Source organism: Kitasatospora sp. NPDC003701 (assembly GCF_053587085.1).
Genome location: NZ_JBSFNM010000068.1, coordinates 1 through 17,487, shown reverse-complemented (window position 1 = coordinate 17,487; position 17,487 = coordinate 1). Strand labels below are relative to the sequence as shown.

The following is a 17,487-nucleotide window of genomic DNA, read 5'->3' as shown; positions in this document are numbered from 1 at the left end:
TGGAGATCCACGTGGCCGGCCGTATCGAGGACTACGCACTCATCGGGGACATGCAGACCGCTGCCCTGGTCAGCAGGGACGGGGCGGTCGACTGGCTGTGCCTGCCCCGCTTCGACTCGCCGGCGGTGTTCGCCGGCCTGCTCGGCACCGATGAACACGGCTTCTGGCGGATCGGCCCGGCCGAGGTGATGGCCGCCGAGCTGCCGGCCACCCCGGCCCCCGCCCCGGACACCCCGCGCGTCCGCTTCACCGACACCGGCGACCTGCGGGTCCCCCCGCCCACCGCCGCGGCGCCGGCCGTCCCCGCCGACCGGCGCCGCTACCGGGGCGACTCGCTGATCCTGGAGCAGGAGTGGGACCGCCAGGGCGGCAGCGTCCGGGTGATCGACTTCATGCCCCCGCGCCCGCTGGCCGGGCGGGACGCCGTCCCGCAGATGATCCGGATCGTCGAGGGGCTGTCCGGCACGGTCCGGATGCGCTCGGCGGTGCGGATGCGGTTCAGCTACGGGCGGGTCGTGCCCTGGGTGCACCGGGTCGAGCAGGCCGACGGCGGCCACCGGACCGTGGCCGTGGCCGGCCCCGACTCGGTCTGGCTGGACGGCGAGGCGGACACCTACGGGCGCAACCTCACCACCTACGCGGACTTCACCGTCGCGGCCGGCGAGCGGATCGCCTTCGCGCTCACCTGGCAGGCCTCCCACCTGGAGGCTCCCAAGGCCCCGGACGCCGAGGAGATGCTCGACGCCACCGCGGACTTCTGGCACGAGTGGGCCGGCCAGTGCACCTACCAGGGCCCCTACCGGGAGGCCGTGGTCCGCTCCCTGATCACCCTCAAGGGCCTCACCTACGCCCCCACCGGCGGCATCGTCGCCGCCCCCACCACCTCCCTGCCCGAGGACATCGGCGGCGAGCGGAACTGGGACTACCGCTACACCTGGCTGCGCGACGCCGCCATCACCCTCTCCTCGCTGCTGCGCACCGGCTACCGCGACGAGGCCCGTGCCTGGCGCGAGTGGCTGCTGCGCGCCGTCGCCGGGGACCCGGAGAACCTGCAGATCATGTACGGCATCGCCGGCGAGCGCGAGCTCACCGAGTCCTCGCTGGACTGGCTGCCCGGCTACGAGGGCTCGCAGCCGGTGCGGGTCGGCAACGGCGCGGCCGGCCAGCTGCAGCTGGACGTCTACGGCGAGGTCGTCGAGGCCCTGCACCTGGCCCACATGACCGGCCTGGTCCGCAACGACCACGCCCACCACCTCCAGCTGCGGCTCATCGAGTACCTGGAGGAGCACTGGCAGGAGCCGGACGAGGGCATCTGGGAGGTGCGCGGCCCGCGCCGGCACTTCGTCCACTCCAAGGTGATGGCCTGGGTCGCGGTCGACCGCACGATCAAGCTGCTGGAGCAGAACCCCGAGGACGCCCCCTCCGACGGCCACCTGGAGCACTGGCGCGAGCTGCGGGCGACCATCCACCGCGACGTCTGCGAGAAGGGCTACGACCCGGAGCGCAACACCTTCACCCAGTACTACGGCGGCAAGGAGCTGGACGCCTCGCTGCTGCTCATCCCGCAGGTCGGCTTCCTCCCGCCGGACGACAAGCGGGTGATCGGCACCATCGAGGCGATCCAGCGCGAGCTCTCCACCGAGGACGGCTTCGTGCTGCGCTACCCCACGCACGACGAGAGCGGCAACAACGTGGACGGCCTCTCCGGCCACGAGGGCGCCTTCCTGGCCTGCTCGTTCTGGCTGGCCGACGACCTCGCCATGATCGGCCGGGTGCAGGAGGCCCGCGAGCTCTTCGACAAGCTGCTGTCGCTGCGCAACGACCTCGGCCTGCTCGCCGAGGAGTGGGACCCGCGGGAGAAGCGCCAGGTCGGCAACTTCCCGCAGGCCTTCAGCCACGTCCCGCTGATCGACACCGCGCTGAGGCTGACCGCCTGCGGCGGGGCCTACCTCTCCGCCCAGCCGGACGGCCTGGCCACCGACCGGGCCGAGCAGGCCACCGTCTGAGCGGCTCCTGCCCGGGGCGGCCACGGCCCGGGCAGGTCCGGCCGGACCGACCTGCCCGGCCGGGCCGACCCGCCCTCACCGGTCCGGCTACGGGGTCCGCTGCACCAGCTCGTCGTAGGTGCTGAGCACCTGGGCCACGGTGGCGGCCTCGTCCGGCCAGGTCTCGGCCTGCTGCCGGCCCGCGGCCACCAGCCGCCGGCCGCGGTCCGGGTCGCCGAGCAGCTCGCGCACCGCCCGGCCGAGCGCGGCCGCGTCGCCGGGCGGGACCAGCACGGCGGCGTCGCCGACCAGCTCGGGGATGCCGCCGACGGCGGTGGCCACCACCGGCACGCCGGCCCGCATCGCCTCCTGGACCACCAGCGAACGGGCCTCCCAGCGGCTGGAGACCACCAGCACGTCGGCGGCGGCCAGCAGGTCCGGCACGTCGGTGCGGTAGCCGAGCAACCGGACCGGCGCCTTCTCGGCGGCCACCCGCTCACGCAGCCCGGCGGCCTCGGGGCCGTCGCCGGCGATCAGCAGCAGCGGTTCCGGCTCCAGCGCGGCCAGCTCGCGGGCGGCGTCCAGCAGCAGCCCGAAGGCCTTCTGCGGGACGAGCCGGCCGACCGCCAGCACCAGCGGGCGGTCCGGGCCGTCGCCGAGCAGCGCCGCCCGGGCCTCGGCCCGTTCCAGCCGGCCCTCGGGCATCGGCGGGGCGGCCACCGGGCCCAGCCGCGCGTCCGTGGCGCCGAGCTCGCGGGCCCGGGCCACCAGGTCGGAGGAGGCGCCGAGCACCAGGTCGGCGGCGCGCGCCACCCGGCGCTCCATCAGCCGCTGGAGGCGCCGCTCCATGCCGGTGGCCAGCAACGCGTGGTGCGAGGTGACCACCAGCGGGGTCTCCGGGCGCAGGCCCGGGAAGCGGCCGGCGGTGCGCAGCGCCAGGTCCGAGAGGAGCCCGGCGCGCAGGCCGTGGGCGTGCACCACGTCGGCGCCGGTGAAGGCGCGGCGCAGCTCGCCGATCGCGGTGGCGTCGCTGCGGGCGCCCGCCGTGGGGGTGATGTCGACCAGGTGGAACCTGGCTCCGGTGCGGGAGAAGCCGAACAACGCGTCCGTACCGGCGGGCGCGCAGACCGTGACGGTCACTCCGTGCGCGACCAGGCCCTGTGCCAGTGAGCGCACGTGCGCACCGATGCCGCCGGTGCTGGCGGCCAGGACGAGCACCACGTGCAGCTGACCCGGTTCTGGGGCGGCCGCGGCGGCCCGGGCGGCGGAATGGTCCACGTCGTCTCGCATCCGACTCGATCAGGTTCGCGCGCCGCGTCGCGAGGATTGCCCGCCGACGGCGCTCGGGACTGGAAAGCCAGTGTCCAGCCGCCACCATGCCAGGTCGGCGGCCCTCTTGGACAGTCGGCGCCACGGGGGGCGCGTCGCGGTCCGCCGGAGGGCCGCCGGGCCGGGCGACGGCGGCTACCGGTGGCGCGGCGCCCGGGCGGCGGCCAGCAGTTCCTCGGCGTGGGCGCGGCCCAACTCCGAGTCCTCCAGACCCGCCAGCATCCGGGAGAGTTCGCGCACCCGCTCCTCGTCGTTCAGCACCTTGACGCCGCTGCGGGTCACGGTGCCGTCGTTGGTCTTCACCACCACCAGGTGGCGGTCGGCGAAGGCGGCGACCTGGGGCAGGTGGGTGACCACCACGACCTGGGCCGACTCGGCCAACTTGGCCAGCCGGCGGCCGATCTCGACCGCGGCCTTGCCGCCGACGCCCGCGTCCACCTCGTCGAACAGGTAGGTGGGGACGGGGTCGGCGCCGGCGAAGACCACCTCGACGGCGAGCATCACCCGGGAGAGCTCACCGCCGGAGGCGCCCTTGGCGATCGGGCGGGGCTGGGCCCCGGGGTGCGGGGCGAGCAGCACCTCGACCTCGTCCACGCCGTGCGGGCCGTAGGCGACGGTGCGGCCGTCGACCTCGATGCCGGCGAGGTCGTCGACCTGGCCGATCGCGAAGGTCACCCGGGCGTGCGGCATCGCGAGTTCGGCGAGTTCGGCGGAGACGGCCTCGGCGAAGCGGCCGGCGGCGGCCTGCCGGGCGGTCGAGACCTCGGCCGCGAGCTCGGCCAACTCGGCGCGCAGCTCGGTCTCCTGGGCGCCGAGCTCGTCGATCCGCTCGTCGTCGCCGTCGAGCTCGGCGAGCCGGGCGGAGCCGGTGTCGGCCCAGGCGAGCACCTCGGCCAGGGAGTTCTCCGGGCCGCCGTACTTGCGCAGCAGCTGGGCCAGCACGGACCGGCGGTCCTCGACGGCGGCCAGCCGGACCGGGTCGGCGTCCAGGTCGTCGGCGTAGCCGGCCAGGTCGCCGGCGACGTCGGCCAGCAGGTAGCCGACCTCGTTCAGCCGGTCGGCGAGGGAGGCGAGCCGCTCGTCGTGGTGGCGGACGGCGTCCAGGGCGCGGCGGGCCTGGGCCAGCAGGGTGCCGGCGTCCAGCGCCTCCGGGTCGGCGGGGTCGCCGGCCAGCGCGGCGTGGGCCAGGGTGGCGGCGGAGGAGAGCGCGTCGGCGTGGCCGAGCCGCTCGGCCTCGGCGCCCAGCTCGACGTCCTCGTCGGCGACCGGTTCGGCGGCGGCCACCTCGTCCAGGCCGAAGCGGAGCAGGTCCGCCTCCTGGGCGCGCTCGCGGGCCCGGGTGGTCAGCTCCTCCAGGGTCGCCGAGACCTCCCGCAGCCGGCGGTAGACCTCGCGGTAGCGGGCCAGCGGCTCGGCCACCGCCTCGCCCGCGTACCGGTCCAGGGCGCCGCGCTGGCGGGCCGGGCGCAGCAGCCGCTGCTGGTCGGTCTGGCCGTGCACGGCGATCAGGTCCTCGCCGAGCTCGGCGAGCAGCCCGACCGGGACGGCCCGGCCGCCGACGTACGCCCGGGAGCGGCCCTCGGCGGAGACGGTCCGGCTGATCAGCAGCGCGCCGTCGTCGAGTTCGGCCCCGGCCTCGACGGCGCGGGCGGCCGCCGGGGAGCCCGCGGGCAGTTCGAGGCGGCCCTCGACGACCGCGCGTCCGGCGCCGTTGCGCACCAGGCCCGGGTCGGCGCGGCCGCCCAGCAACAGGCCGAGGCTGGTCACCACCATGGTCTTTCCGGCACCGGTCTCACCGGTCACGGCGGTGAAGCCGGGGGCCAGTTCGACCACCGCGTCGTCAATGACCCCAAGATCCCGTATCCGCATCTCGTCCAACACGGTGACGACCTTACGAGGTTCCGGCCCCGGCGCGCGACGAGCGACAACTCCACGCCTCCCAAGTTCATCCCTTCCGGGGCGTTTGAGCTGCGGTGGGAGCGGTGCACCAGGGCAGGAAGAACTGTGCGAGCGGGCCGATGGCCAGCGCGTACGCGACGGTCCCGACGCCCGCGGTGCCGCCGAGCAGGACTCCGGCGGCCAGTACCGTGAGTTCGATCCCGGTCCGGATCAGCCGCAGCGACCGGCCGGTGCGCCGGTGCAGGCCGGTCATCAGGCCGTCCCGCGGGCCCGGCCCGAAGCGGGCCCCGATGTAGAGACCGGTGGCCAGGCCGTTGAGCACGATCGCTCCCACCATGAGCGCGATCCGGGCCGGCAGCGGGCCGGGCGTGCCGACCACCCGCAGGGTGAGGTCCATCGCCGCGCCGATCATCAGCACGTTGGCGACGGTGCCGAGGCCGGGGCGCTGGCGCAGCGGGATCCAGAACAGCAGCACCAGGGCGCCGCAGATGGTCACCCAGGCGCCCACCGAGAGGCCGGCGGTGCGCTGCAGGCCCTGGTGGAAGACGTCCCACGGGTCGAGGCCGAGCCCGGACCGCAGCATCAGCCCCATGCTCGCCCCGTAGAGGGAGAGCCCGACCAGGAGCTGCGGGAGCCGGCGGCCCAGGGCGTGGGTGTCGCCGAGCAGCCGGACGGCGAGCGAGGGGCGCGCCGCGGTGGCGGCGGGCGCGGAGGTGGTCGGATGCGTGGTCGTGGTGGCCATCGGGGTCTCCCGCAGGTGGTGCCGCACCGTACGGGCCGGGCCCGCGACGGTGGCGGACTCAATGGCCGCCCTGCCATGATGGGCAGGCCAAAGCGACCCTTTCCAGGGCCAATTCCGAGCAAGTGGACTGATCACCCATGGCCGACTGGCACACCACCGTCACCGCCGCCGCGCTCGCCCGGCTGCTCGAAACCGCCCGGCTGCCCGAGCCGGCCACCGCCCGCCGCCCCGCCTACCGGACGCTGGCCGGGCAGGTCCGGCTGCTGGTCTCCGAGGGCCGGCTGCCGGTCGGTGCCCGGCTCCCCGCCGAGCGCGAACTGGCCCTGGCCCTGCGGCTCAGCCGCACCACCGTGGCCACCGCGTACGAGGCCCTGCGCGCCGAGGGCTACCTGCACAGCCGGCGCGGCTCCGGCAGCTGGACCGCTCTGCCCGAGGGCGCCCCGCCGCCCGGCGACGCGCTGCACCCGGTGCCGCCGGACGAGCAGGGCCGCGTCCTGGACCTCGGGGTCGCCGCACTGCCCGCCCCGCAGCCGTTCCTCGGCGCGGCAGCCGCCCGGGCCGTCGAGCAGCTGCCCGCGTACGCCGCCGGCCACGGCAACTACCCCACCGGCGTCCCGGTCCTGCGCGAGGCGGTGGCCCGGCGCTACACCGAGCGCGGCCTGCCGACCACCCCCGACCAGATCCTGATCACGATCGGCGCGATGGGCGGCCTGCACCTGGTGCGGCAGGCGCTGATCGGCCGCGGCGACCGGGTCGCCGTCGAGGCGCCCAGCTACGCGCACACCCTGCAGGCGCTGCGCCTGGGCGACGCCCGCCTGGTGCCCGTCCCCTACGGCTGGCCGGGCGGGCCGTCCCGGCAGCCCGCCTGGGACCTCGCCGAGTGGCGCCGGGTGCTGCGCGGCGCCGCACCCAAGGCCGCCTACGTGATCCCGGACTTCCACAACCCGACCGGCGCCCTCGTCCCCGAGGAACAGCGCCGGGAGCTGCTGGCCGCCGCCCGGGCCGCCGGCACGATCGTGCTGGCCGACGAGACCACCGCCGAACTCGGCTGGGGCCTGCCGGAGGGCGTCGCGCTCCCCCGCCCGATGGCCGCGCTGGACCGCTCCGCCCAGGTGGTCACCGTCGGCTCGGCGGGAAAGCTGCTCTGGGGCGGCCTGCGGATCGGCTGGGTCCGGGCGGCCCCCGCGCTGGTGCGCCGGCTGGCCACCGCCCGGGTCTACAGCGACGTCGGCGCCCCGGTGCTGGACCAGCTGATCGCCGCCGAGCTGCTCGGCGAGCCGCTGGCGGCCGTCCGCGCCCACCAGCTGGCCCGGGTGCGGGCCACCGCCGAGGCCTTCGCCGGCGCGCTGCGCGAGCACCTGCCCGCCTGGCACTACGCCGCCCCGCCCGGCGGGCTCTCGCTCTGGGTCTCCACCGGCGGCCTGTCCGGCGCGGCACTGGCCCTGGCCGGCGAGCACGGCGGCGTGCGGATCGCGGCGGGCAACCGCTTCGGCTCGGACGGCGCCTTCGAGCACCACATCCGGATCCCGCTCTCCCTGCCCGCCCCGGCCGTGCCCGCCGCCGTCGAACGACTCGCGGCGGTCGCCGCCCGGGCCGCCGCCGGCGGCCGCTGGAGCGCCGCCGACGACAACCAGCCACTGGCGGTCTGACGGTCCGTCAGCGTCGGTGGCCGGGGCGACCGGTCAGAGCGTCTCCGCCCGGCCGCGCCAACCCGTCACCGGCAGCGCGAACTTGGCCACCAGCCGGTCGGTGAACGGGGCCCGGTGCAGGCGCGCCAGCCGTACCGGCGTCTGCCCCCGGCGGACCTCCACCCGGGCCCCGGCCGGCAGCTCCACCGAGCGCCGGCCGTCGCACCAGAGCACGCCGTGCGGGGTCTTCGGCTGCACCTCGACCGCCAGCACCGAGTCCGGCGAGGTCACCAGCGGCCGGGCGAACAGCGCGTGCGCGCTGATCGGCACCATCAGCAGCGCCTCCACCTCGGGCCAGACCACCGGACCGCCGCCGGAGAACGCGTACGCCGTCGAACCGGTCGGCGTCGCGCAGACCACCCCGTCGCAACCGAAGTTGGAGACCGGACGGCCGTCCACCTCGGTCACCACCTCCAGCATCCGCTCCCGGGCCGCCTTCTCGATCGAGGCCTCGTTCAACGCCCAGTCCTGGTGCACCACGTCGCCGTTGGTCCGGACGATCACATCGAGCGTCATCCGCTCCTCGACCTCGTAGTCGGCGTCGACGACCCGCTCGACCACCACCGCGAGATCGTCCCGCTCGGCCTCCGCGAGGAAGCCCACCCGGCCCAGGTTGATGCCGAGCATCGGCAGCCCGTGCTCGCGCGCCAGCTCGGCCCCGCGCAACAGCGTCCCGTCCCCGCCCGCGACCAGGATCAGCTCGCAGCCGTCCGCCGCGCCCGGTCCCCCGGCCACCCGCTCGACGCCGTCGGGCAGGTCCAGGTCCACCGCCTCGGCCGCGAGCAGTCTGATCCGGATCCCCGCCTTCAGCAGGCCGTGCACCAGGCCCTCGACGCTGCGCAGCGCGGCCTCCCGGCCGGTGTGCGCGATCAGGAAGACCGTACGTCCCTCGCTCATGCGCGCCCCTCTCCGCCCGTTCCGACAGCCCTGAGGTGCCCCCGCCGCCCGGCCGTCGCCACGGACGACGCGCACCCCTCGACAGCTCTCCGCCGGATTCCGGCCGGGGATACCCCCACGGTTCGCTCGCTCATGCCCGCTGCCCTCTCCCTACGTCGGCCGGGTCGCCCTCGGCCCGGTGCGGCCGCGTCACTCAGCATGACGGACCGGACGTCCGCAGAGCACCCTATCGGGGGCCTTCGGCGACCGCCCGGTCCGCCTCCGCCGGGTCCAACTGCGGGGCGTCCCGGCGCAGCCAGAGGAAGTACTCGACGTTCCCCGACGGCCCCGGCAGCGGGCTCGCGGTGACCGCCCGCACGCCCAGCCCCTGCTCCCAGGCCTTCCCGGCCACCTGCCGGATCATCTCGGAGCGAAGCTGCGGGCTGCGCACCACGCCACCGCTGCCGAGGCGCTCCTTGCCGATCTCGAACTGCGGCTTGACCATCAGCACCAGGTCCGCGTCCTGCGCGGCGCAGCCGGCCAGCGCGGGCAGCACCAGGCCCAGCGAGATGAACGAGAGGTCGCCGACGACCAGGTCGACCGGCGAGCCGCCGATCAGCTCCACGGTCAGCTCGCGCACATTGGTGCGGTCCATCACCGTCACCCGCTCGTCGCTCTGCAGCGACCACGCGAGCTGCCCGTAGCCGACGTCCACCGCCAGCACGCCGGCCGCCCCGGCGCGCAGCAGCACGTCGGTGAAGCCGCCGGTGGACGCACCCGCGTCCAGCGCCCGGCGGCCCTCGACCACCAGGCCCTGGAGCACGAAGGCGGCGAACGCCCCGGCGAGCTTGTGTCCGCCGCGCGAGACGTAGTCGGGGTCGTTCTCGTCCTCGGCCACCACGACCGCCGCCGCGGTCTCCACCTGGGTGGCCGGCTTGGTCGCGGTGGTGCCTCCGACGGTCACCCGGCCGGCCGCGATCAGCTCGGACGCGTGCTCGCGCGACCGGGCCAGCTTGCGGCGGACCAGCTCCGCGTCGAGACGGCGTCGTGCCACTGCCACTGGTGTTTCAGCTCCTACGGGTCATTCCGGGCGGTCGATCCGAGCGGGTCGTCCTGGTCGAGCGCGGCCAGGGTGTCGGTCAGCCGCTGGTGAACATCTTCGTACACCGCGACGTGTGCCTCGGTCGGCACCCCGTCCAGGACCTCCAGCCGGGCCACGGCGGCGTCGACGGCCGGGTGGCCGGTGGGGGTGATCTCGACGCCCAGCGGGAGCGGCTCGCCGGTGACCGGGGCGGCTTCCCGGGCGCCTTCGCAGCCGGCTACCCGGCCGGCTTGCTCCGGAAGGGGGACGGGGGCGGCGACCGGGCCCGGGCCGGGGTCAGGCATCGGGCTTCTTCGTGCTGGTGCTCTTGCGGACGGTGGTCTTCCTGGTCGCGGTCCGCTTGGCGGGCGGCTCCTGGCCGGCGGACTGCGCCGCCCTCTTCGCCGCGGCCCGCTTCGTGGTCGCTGCCGCGGTCTTCTTGACGGCGGTCTTCTTGACGGCCGTCTTCTTGGCCGCGGCCTTCCCGGCGGAAGCGGGCTTCGCGGCGGTCGCGGGCTTCGCGGTCGCCCGGCCCGCGGTCGCGGGCTTCGCGTCCGACGTCCCGGTGGCGGTCCGGTCGGCCGCGGCCTTCTTCGCGGCCGGCTTCTTCGTCGCCGCCTTCTTCGCGACAGCCTTCGCGACCGGCTTCTCGACCGGGGCCTCCGGGGCGGCCGCCCGCGCCGACGGCACCGGCGGGTCGATCTCCACCGGCTCGTCGACCTCGACCCGCTCGGCCACTATCGGCTCGCCGCCCGCCCGCGCGGCCGGCGCCGCGGCCTCGTCGTCCTGCTCCCAACCGCGGCCGAACAGGCCGTCCGCCCGGGGCGCCGGGGCCGCCGGCCCGGACTCGGCCTGCGGCGACGCGGCCGGCACGCCCTCCTCCTCGACCTCGCGCAGCTTGCTCTCCAGGTAGGCGAGCACGACGCCGACCTTGGTCACCTGGTCGCCGACCTTCTCGAAGGCCTTCTCCACCTCGCCGCGCGCCACACCGACCGCCAGGTCCACCCCGGCCCGCCCGGCGGTCACCGCCTCCTCCGCCAGGGTCTGCAGCGACTTCGCGGACGGCGGGAACGGCCCGCCCAGCCGCCGCTCCACCTCGGCGATGTCGACCCCGCCCTTCTCCAGCAGCCCGGCCGCCGTCCCGACGACCAGCTTGCCGACCTCCTCCACCAACCCGGCGGCGGCCTCGACCGCTCCCCGCACCGTCTTCGGCAGCATCCGGGTGCCTCCTTAGCGCCTGCGCGCATCGCTCCGTCGCCGTCGGTACCCGGACCGGTTCCGGGCACCCCACAGACGACGCTACCGCCAAAACCCGCCTGCGGTACCGTGGCCCCGCAGTGACCGCCGCCGCCGCACGAGGAGTGGACCAGCCGCCATGGCCAACGCCGAGGAGTGCCGGACGGCACTGGAACAGCTCAGCCGGAACCTGGCGAAGTCCACCGGTGACATCCACAAGGCCGCCGCCCTCGACCGCTCCCTCACCTGCCGGATCACCGATCTCGACCTGACCTTCTCCGGACGGCTGCGGGACGGCCGGATCGTGGACGTCACCGAGGCACCCGGTCCGCCCTCCGAGAAGGCCGAGATCCGGCTCACCATGAGCAGCGACGACCTGGTCGCCCTGGTCGGCGGCAAGCTCAACTTCGCCGCCGCCTGGGCCGGCGGCCGGGTCCGGCTGGAGGCCGGCTTCCGCGACCTGCTGCGGCTGCGCACCCTGCTCTGACCCGGCGGCCGGGCCAGGCGGCCGGGCCGGCGCACCGACAGGCGGGGCCGGCCGCGCGAGTCGCGCGACCGGCCCACGGTCACCGGCGCCCCGGCCGGGGAATCCCGGCCTCAGAACCCCAGCTCGGCCAGCGCCTTCCGCCCGTCCGCCGCGGCACCGTCCGCGTCCAGCGCCGTCCAGGCCGCCGCGCAGAGCGCCCGCAGCCCGTCCCAGCGGTCCGCCCCGACGCCCTCCAGCCGCAGCACCCCGTCCTGCGCCACCACGACCCAGCCGCCGCAGCCGAAGCCGCCGTCCGGCTGCCCGGTGACCGCGGGGTGCGCCGTCAGCAGACCGCGCAGGTCCTCCGCCAGGTACGTCGGCCGGTGCTCCGCCGGCGCCGCGAGCAGCTGCGCCGCCGTGGTGACCCCGGTGAACACCAGCAGGCTGTCCACACCGCCGTTGAAGGCGCCCTCGATGTCGGTGTCCAGCCGGTCCCCGACCACCAGCGGCCGCCGCGCCCCGGTCCGCAGCACCGTCTCGCGGTGCATCGGCGGCAGCGGCTTGCCCGCCACCTCGGGCTCCACGCCCGTCGCCGCGCGCACGGCGGCGACCAGCGTGCCGTTGCCCGGCGCGATCCCGTGCGCGGTCGGCACCGTCAGGTCGGTGTTGGAGGCCACCCACGGCAGCCCGCTCTGCACCGCGTAGGAGGCCTCCGCGAGGTGCGCCCAGCCCACCGAGGGGTCGAAGCCCTGCACCACCGCGAGCGGCTCCTCGGCCAGCGTGCGGACGGCCACCAGGCCGCGTTCGGCCAGCGCCTCCTCCAGGCCCGGACCGCCGACGACCAGCACCTTCGACCCGGCCGGCACCTTCTCGGCGACGACCCGGGCGGCCGCCTGCGCCGAGTTGATCACGTCGGCCGGCTCGGCCGGCACACCCAGCTCGGTCAGATGGGCGGCCACCACCCGGGGCGGGCGGGAGGCGTTGTTGGTCACGTACGCCAGCCGCATCCCGGCCGTCCGCGCCGCCGCCAGCGAGTCCGCCGCGTGGTCGATCGCGTTCGGCCCGGCGTAGACCACGCCGTCGAGGTCCAGCAGCGCCGTGTCGTACGCCTCGGTCAGCGGGAGCTCGCTGCCGCCGGGGGCGGTCCGTCGCTCGGTGGTGGCCGTCTCCGTCATGCCTTCGCTACCTCATTCACTGCGTCGATCCCCGTCATCCGTCTCGTCCGTCCCGGCCGGCCCGGTGCCGTCCCGCACCGATCCGTCACGCTCCGTGCCGCCGCCGTCGCTCCGACCGCCCCGGTCGGCCGCCGGCGGCAGCCCGCCGGGCGCCTGCCCGGGCTCCGCGTACCCCGGCGCCCCCGGCAGCAGCGGGCCGAACGCCCCGGCGCGGGCCGCCAGGGTCGCCCGGGTCTGCCGCAGCGCGGCCCGGTAGTGGTCGCTGTCCGGCCGCATCGCGACGGCCAGGGCCAGGTGCTCGGCGGACGTCTCGAAGTCGCCCAGCCGGGCCGCCGAGACACCCCACCCGAACTGAGCGTAGTCGTCGGACGGATCGGCCAGGGCCACCGCCCGGAAGTTCTCCAGCGCCGCCGCGTACGAGCCGGCGTCGAACTGTGCCCGGGCCAGCGTCTCCCGGATGCTGCGCGAGTGCGGCTCCGCCGCGGCCGCCCGCGCCAGCAACTGCTCGGCGGCCGCCGGATTCCCCTGGGCCAGCAGCCTTCCGCCCCGGCGGAACCACTCGTAGACGTCCCCCGCCGGCTCGCCGGGCCGTCCCTGCTCCGGCACGCCCCCGCCCGCTCCGGATCCCTCGCCCGAACTCCCGGCGCCGACGGACCCGTTCGCGCCACCGTCCGCGAAACCCTCCGCACCGCCGCCGCCGTCCACCCGCTCCTGCCCACCGCTCATGCGCCCACCTCGCTGCCCGCGCCGACCGCCTCGCGGGACGCGCACCGCTGCGCCGCCCGCTCACTGCGCTCTCCCACGCCGTACCTCGCCCTCGCTCACGACACCCGCCCGCTCCGGACCAGCACGGGTGTTCCGATCTCTGAACAACGCGTACCCGATTACGATGCCCAGAATGAGCACACCCAGTGCAGAAAGCGGAGCGGAGTCTCCGCAGGGCGGCCCCGGCAATCCCGGTCATGTCGCCACCGCAGGTCTGTCCCTGTCCCCCTTCCGCGGCCTCCGCTACGTCCCCGACCGGGTCGGCGGACTGGCCGCGGTGACCTCACCGCCGTACGACGTCGTGGACCCCGGCCGCCGGCTCGACCTGGAGACCGCCGATCCGCACAACGTGGTCCGGCTGATCCTGCCGCGCCCCGAGCCGGAGGACGCCGGCGACCGCCCCGACCGCGACACCCGCTACCGGCACGCCGCCCGGCTGCTGCGCGACTGGCTGCGCGAGGGCGTCCTGGCCGCCGACGACGAGCCCGCGCTGTACGTCTACGAGCAGCGCGTGCCCGCCACCGGCGACTCACCGGAGCTCCTCCAACGCGGTCTGATCGGCGCCCTCGCCGTCAGCGGCAGCGAGGCCGGCGTCGTCCTCCCCCACGAGGACGTGATGCCCAGGCCGGTCGCGGACCGGGTCGGTCTGATGCGCACCACCCGGGCCAATCTCGAACCGCTGCTGCTCACCTACCGGGGCAACGGCGGCGCGGCCGGCGTGGTCGAACGCGCGGTCCAGGACGAGCCGCTGCTCACCACGACCACCACCGACGGCACCCACCACCGGCTGTGGGCCGTGACCGACCCCGCCGAGATCGCCGAGATCGGCCGGGACCTGGCCACCTGCCGGGCGCTGATCGCCGACGGCCACCACCGCTGGGAGATGTACCTGCGGCTCCAGCGCGAGCACCGCCACCTGCCGCGCAGCCCCTGGGACCGGGGCCTGGTCCTGCTGGTCGACACCGCCCGCTACCCGCTGCGGGTCCGCGCGATCCACCGGGTGCTGTACCGGCTGCCGATCGCCGACGCGCTGGAGAAGCTGGGCGACCGCTGGCGGGTCAAGGAGGTGCCCGGCCCGCTGACCGCCGCCCTGCAGGCGCTCGCCGAACAGAAGGGGCACGGCGGCAACGGCTTCGTGCTCACCGGCGGGGACGGCGTCTACTGGCTGATCGGCGAACCCGACGAGGCCCTGCTCGACGCGACCGTGCCGCGCGACCGGCCGCAGGAGTGGCGCCACCTGGACGCGACCGTGCTGCACGCCACGCTGCTGGACCACACCTGGCACGTCCCCGACGGCCCCGACGACATCGGCTACCTGCACACCGCGGTGTCGGCCGAGCGCGAGGCGGCCCGGACCGGCGGCACGGCGGTGCTGCTCCACCCGGTGCGCGAGAGCGTCGTCCGCCGGCTCGCCGAACAGGGCGTGACCATGCCCCGCAAGTCCACGTCCTTCGGCCCGAAGCCGGCCACCGGGCTGGTCCTGCGCAGCCTCGAACTGGGCTGAGCGCCGGGGCCCGAACAGCAGTGAGGCCCTGCCGCGCCCCGGAGAATCCCGGGGTACGGCAGGGCCTCACTCACCTACTCACTGCTACGCACCGCGCGGCATCAGGCCTTGGCGTCCTTGGAACGCTCCGGCACCACGCCGTCGAAGTCCTCGTCGATCTCGAGGTCGTCCTCGTCGTAGAACTCCTCGACGTCTTCCTCGTCCTCGAAGATCTCCCGCTCGTCCGGCACGCCGCCGCGCGACTTGGCCGGCGCCGGGGCAGGGGCCTCGACCTCGGCCTCGGCCTCGCCGTCCTCCTCCTCGACCTCGGGGTCGAGCGCGTCGACGAACTCCAGCCCGTCGATCTCGGCCAGCCGCTCCGACGCGTTGGTGGCGCCGTCGGTGTCGGCCTCGGCCGCCTTGGCGAACCAGTCACGGGCCTCGTCGCCCCGGCCGGCCGCGATCAGGGCCTCGGCGTACGCGTACCGCAGTCGCGCGGTCCACGGGTGCACGGCGCTGGAGGCCAGCTCCGGGCTCTGCAGGGTGACCACGGCCGCCTCGAACTGCTCCATGTCGCTGCGGGCACCCGCCGCGACCAGGCGCATCTCGACCTGACCGGCCTTGTCCAGCTGCTTCACCTCGGGCTCACCGGCCATCGCCAGCGCCCGCTCCGGACGACTCAGACCGCGCTCGCAGTCCGCCATCACCGGCCACAGGTCCGCCCGGCCGGTCATCCGACGGGACGCGCGGAACTCGGTCAGCGCCTCGGAGTAGCGCTGCGTCATGTACGAGGCGAAGCCGGCGGCCTCGCGGACGGCGGCCACGCGGGACGCCAGCCGCAGCGCGACGCGCGAGTACTGGTAGGCCTCCTCCGGCTCGCTGTCGAGCAGGCGGGCGACCATCACCAGGTTGCGGGCGACGTCGTCGGCGAGCGTCTTGGGCAGGCTCTTGAGCTCCTGGCGGACGTCCGCGTCCAGCTCGAAGCCGGTGACGTCCTCCGGGATCGGCAGCCGCTTGACGGGCTCGAAGTTGCCCCGGCGGTCGTCGTAGTCCCGGCCGCCACGGTCGTCACGGTCGCGGTTGTAGCCGCCGGAGGGGCGGTCGTCACGACGCGGGCGGTCGTCGCGGCGGAAGCCGCCGCGGTCGTCACGGTCGCGGTTGAAGCCGCCACCGGAGGGGCGGTCGTCGCGACGCGGACGGTCGTCGCGGTCACGGTTGAAGCCGCTCGGACGGTCATCGCGACGGAAACCGCCGCCACCGGACGGACGGTCGTCACGGCGGAAGCCGCCGCGGTCGTCACGGTCACGGTTGAACCCGCCACCGGACGGACGGTCGTCACGACGCGGACGGTCATCACGGTCGCGGTTGAAGCCGCCCGGACGGTCATCGCGACGGAAACCGCCACCACCCGACGGACGGTCGTCACGACGGAAGCCGCCACGGTCGTCGCGGTCGCGGTTGAAGCCACCACCCGAGGGGCGGTCGTCGCGACGCGGACGGTCGTCGCGGTCGCGGTTGAACCCGCCACCGGACGGACGGTCGTCACGACGGAAACCGCCACGGTCGTCGCGGTCGCGGTTGAAGCCACCACCCGAGGGGCGGTCGTCACGACGCGGACGGTCGTCACGGTCACGGTTGAACCCGCCCGGACGGTCATCGCGACGGAAACCGCCACCACCGGACGGACGGTCGTCACGACGGAAGCCACCGCGGTCGTCACGGTCACGGTTGAAGCCACCACCGGACGGGCGGTCGTCACGACGCGGACGGTCGTCACGGTCACGGTTGAACCCGCCACCGGACGGACGGTCATCGCGACGGAAACCGCCACGGTCGTCACGGTCACGGTTGAAGCCACCACCCGAGGGGCGGTCGTCACGACGGAAACCGCCACCCGAGGGGCGGTCATCACGACGGAAGCCACCGCCACCACCGGACGGACGGTCGTCACGACGGAAGCCGCCACGGTCGTCACGGTCACGGTTGAACCCGCCACCGGACGGACGGTCGTCACGACGCGGACGGTCATCACGGTCACGGTTGAAGCCACCACCGGACGGACGGTCGTCACGACGGAAACCGCCACCCGAGGGGCGGTCATCGCGGCGGAAACCACCGCCGCCACCGGACGGACGGTCATCGCGACGGAAACCGCCGCCACCCGACGGACGGTCGTCACGGCGGAAGCCGCCGCCGCCACCGGACGGGCGGTCGTCACGACGGAAACCGCCGCCACCGCCCGAGGGACGGTCGTCACGACGCGGACGGTCGTCACGGTCACGGTTGTAACCGCCACCGGAGGGGCGGTCGTCGCGGCGCGGGCGGTCGTCACGGTCATCGCGACGCGGACCGCGGTCGTTGGACCAGCCCCCACGAGACCGGGGCTCGTAGCCGCGGCCGTCGTCCGATCGACGCTCGGGACGGTCCTGGGGCTGGTTCGACATTGTGGTGACTCCTCTGTTGCTTCAGCTCTACCGCGGCCGGGGCGACACCACTGCCCTCGCGCGGTTCGATGCCGGCCTCCTGGCCGAGCACCATCTCCATTGTCCGGCATCGGAGGACGCCCCGCGCCTGGGCGGAAGTCCCTAGTCGTGCCGACGGTGCAAACGTACGTAAAAACAAAAAGGCCGCGGCCCCAGCGAATCGCTGGGGCCGCGGCCTTGAATAATTGTTCGGCGGCGTCCTACTCTCCCACAGGGTCCCCCCTGCAGTACCATCGGCGCTGTGAGGCTTAGCTTCCGGGTTCGGAATGTAACCGGGCG

The 17,487-nt window shown here is 75.3% G+C and carries 14 protein-coding genes, 1 rRNA gene and 1 pseudogene; 4 read left to right on the top strand and 12 right to left on the bottom strand.

Features of this window, described 5'->3' with window-relative positions; all coding sequences use genetic code 11:
* Positions 1-11: 11 nt before the first annotated feature.
* A complete protein-coding gene (locus tag ACWDRR_RS37780; protein ID WP_449776802.1) occupies positions 12-2,006 on the top strand; it encodes a glycoside hydrolase family 15 protein in 1,995 nt (664 codons plus the stop codon).
* An 87-nt stretch (positions 2,007-2,093) separates the two neighbouring features.
* Here the strand turns inward: ACWDRR_RS37780 and ACWDRR_RS37775 are convergent, their stop codons facing one another.
* From ACWDRR_RS37775 to yczE, 3 genes are all read right to left on the bottom strand, one after another.
* Complete coding sequence (locus ACWDRR_RS37775) at positions 2,094-3,263, bottom strand: glycosyltransferase family 4 protein (RefSeq protein WP_449776801.1); 1,170 nt, start codon at positions 3,261-3,263, stop codon at positions 2,094-2,096.
* Positions 3,264-3,449: 186 nt separating this feature from the next.
* On the bottom strand, positions 3,450-5,183 hold the full coding sequence (recN, locus tag ACWDRR_RS37770) for a DNA repair protein RecN (RefSeq protein ID WP_449776824.1): 1,734 nt from the start codon (positions 5,181-5,183) through the stop codon (positions 3,450-3,452).
* A 76-nt stretch (positions 5,184-5,259) separates the two neighbouring features.
* Positions 5,260-5,955 (bottom strand): membrane protein YczE, encoded by a 696-nt coding sequence (gene yczE, locus ACWDRR_RS37765; protein WP_449776800.1) that lies wholly within the window; start codon positions 5,953-5,955, stop codon positions 5,260-5,262.
* A gap of 137 nt (positions 5,956-6,092) precedes the next feature.
* On the opposite strand from yczE, the gene yczR reads away from it, so the two are divergent.
* Positions 6,093-7,604, top strand: coding sequence for a MocR-like transcription factor YczR (gene yczR / locus ACWDRR_RS37760; protein ID WP_449776799.1), 1,512 nt, complete (start codon positions 6,093-6,095; stop codon positions 7,602-7,604).
* 33 nt (positions 7,605-7,637) lie between these two features.
* Here yczR and ACWDRR_RS37755 read toward each other — a convergent pair whose 3' ends face one another.
* From ACWDRR_RS37755 to ACWDRR_RS37740, 4 genes are all read right to left on the bottom strand, one after another.
* Positions 7,638-8,540: an NAD kinase gene (locus ACWDRR_RS37755; RefSeq protein WP_387892841.1), complete on the bottom strand. Its 903-nt coding sequence runs from the start codon at positions 8,538-8,540 to the stop codon at positions 7,638-7,640.
* Positions 8,541-8,766: 226 nt separating this feature from the next.
* Positions 8,767-9,573 (bottom strand): TlyA family RNA methyltransferase, encoded by an 807-nt coding sequence (locus ACWDRR_RS37750; protein WP_449776823.1) that lies wholly within the window; start codon positions 9,571-9,573, stop codon positions 8,767-8,769.
* 20 nt (positions 9,574-9,593) lie between these two features.
* The gene (locus ACWDRR_RS37745) at positions 9,594-9,905 is read right to left on the bottom strand and encodes a hypothetical protein (protein WP_449776798.1); all 312 of its coding nucleotides are present in this window, start codon (positions 9,903-9,905) and stop codon (positions 9,594-9,596) included.
* Positions 9,898-10,818, bottom strand: a complete 921-nt coding sequence (locus ACWDRR_RS37740; RefSeq protein WP_449776797.1) for a hypothetical protein — start codon at positions 10,816-10,818, stop codon at positions 9,898-9,900. The genes ACWDRR_RS37745 and ACWDRR_RS37740 overlap by 8 nt, the downstream gene beginning before the upstream one ends.
* A 157-nt stretch (positions 10,819-10,975) precedes the next feature.
* On the opposite strand from ACWDRR_RS37740, the gene ACWDRR_RS37735 reads away from it, so the two are divergent.
* A complete protein-coding gene (locus tag ACWDRR_RS37735) occupies positions 10,976-11,323 on the top strand; it encodes an SCP2 sterol-binding domain-containing protein (protein ID WP_449776796.1) in 348 nt (115 codons plus the stop codon).
* A 110-nt stretch (positions 11,324-11,433) separates the two neighbouring features.
* Here ACWDRR_RS37735 and ACWDRR_RS37730 read toward each other — a convergent pair whose 3' ends face one another.
* Both ACWDRR_RS37730 and ACWDRR_RS37725 read right to left on the bottom strand, forming a co-directional pair.
* Positions 11,434-12,477 carry an HAD-IIA family hydrolase gene (locus ACWDRR_RS37730; protein WP_449776795.1) on the bottom strand — a complete coding sequence of 348 codons (1,044 nt, stop codon included), beginning with the start codon at positions 12,475-12,477 and terminating at the stop codon, positions 11,434-11,436.
* A 12-nt stretch (positions 12,478-12,489) separates the two neighbouring features.
* Positions 12,490-13,203, bottom strand: coding sequence for a tetratricopeptide repeat protein (locus ACWDRR_RS37725; RefSeq protein ID WP_449776794.1), 714 nt, complete (start codon positions 13,201-13,203; stop codon positions 12,490-12,492).
* A 172-nt stretch (positions 13,204-13,375) separates the two neighbouring features.
* Here ACWDRR_RS37725 and ACWDRR_RS37720 point away from each other — a divergent pair, with 172 nt between their 5' ends.
* Entirely contained in the window at positions 13,376-14,746 is a 1,371-nt protein-coding gene (locus ACWDRR_RS37720; RefSeq protein ID WP_449776793.1) for a DUF1015 family protein, read from the top strand.
* 101 nt (positions 14,747-14,847) lie between these two features.
* Here the strand turns inward: ACWDRR_RS37720 and ACWDRR_RS37715 are convergent, their stop codons facing one another.
* The 3 genes and pseudogenes from ACWDRR_RS37715 to rrf all read right to left on the bottom strand — a co-directional run.
* The gene (locus tag ACWDRR_RS37715; protein WP_449776822.1) at positions 14,848-15,735 is read right to left on the bottom strand and encodes a tetratricopeptide repeat protein; all 888 of its coding nucleotides are present in this window, start codon (positions 15,733-15,735) and stop codon (positions 14,848-14,850) included.
* A 306-nt stretch (positions 15,736-16,041) separates the two neighbouring features.
* A pseudogene (locus tag ACWDRR_RS37710) lies at positions 16,042-16,584 on the bottom strand (DEAD/DEAH box helicase); the annotation flags it as partial.
* Between the two features lie 811 nt (positions 16,585-17,395).
* Positions 17,396-17,487 (bottom strand): 5S ribosomal RNA (rrf, locus tag ACWDRR_RS37705); the annotation flags it as partial.

Bases quoted from the DNA above. Each gene is read 5' to 3' on its own strand.
- recN (WP_449776824.1), bottom strand. From the start codon at position 5,183: ATGCGGATACGGGATCTTGGGGTCATTGACGACGCGGTGGTCGAACTG.
- ACWDRR_RS37735 (WP_449776796.1), top strand. From the start codon at position 10,976: ATGGCCAACGCCGAGGAGTGCCGGACGGCACTGGAACAGCTCAGCCGG.
- ACWDRR_RS37740 (WP_449776797.1), bottom strand. From the start codon at position 10,818: ATGCTGCCGAAGACGGTGCGGGGAGCGGTCGAGGCCGCCGCCGGGTTG.
- ACWDRR_RS37755 (WP_387892841.1), bottom strand. From the start codon at position 8,540: ATGAGCGAGGGACGTACGGTCTTCCTGATCGCGCACACCGGCCGGGAG.
- ACWDRR_RS37725 (WP_449776794.1), bottom strand. From the start codon at position 13,203: ATGAGCGGTGGGCAGGAGCGGGTGGACGGCGGCGGCGGTGCGGAGGGT.
- ACWDRR_RS37745 (WP_449776798.1), bottom strand. From the start codon at position 9,905: ATGCCTGACCCCGGCCCGGGCCCGGTCGCCGCCCCCGTCCCCCTTCCG.
- ACWDRR_RS37720 (WP_449776793.1), top strand. From the start codon at position 13,376: ATGAGCACACCCAGTGCAGAAAGCGGAGCGGAGTCTCCGCAGGGCGGC.
- ACWDRR_RS37730 (WP_449776795.1), bottom strand. From the start codon at position 12,477: ATGACGGAGACGGCCACCACCGAGCGACGGACCGCCCCCGGCGGCAGC.
- yczR (WP_449776799.1), top strand. From the start codon at position 6,093: ATGGCCGACTGGCACACCACCGTCACCGCCGCCGCGCTCGCCCGGCTG.
- yczE (WP_449776800.1), bottom strand. From the start codon at position 5,955: ATGGCCACCACGACCACGCATCCGACCACCTCCGCGCCCGCCGCCACC.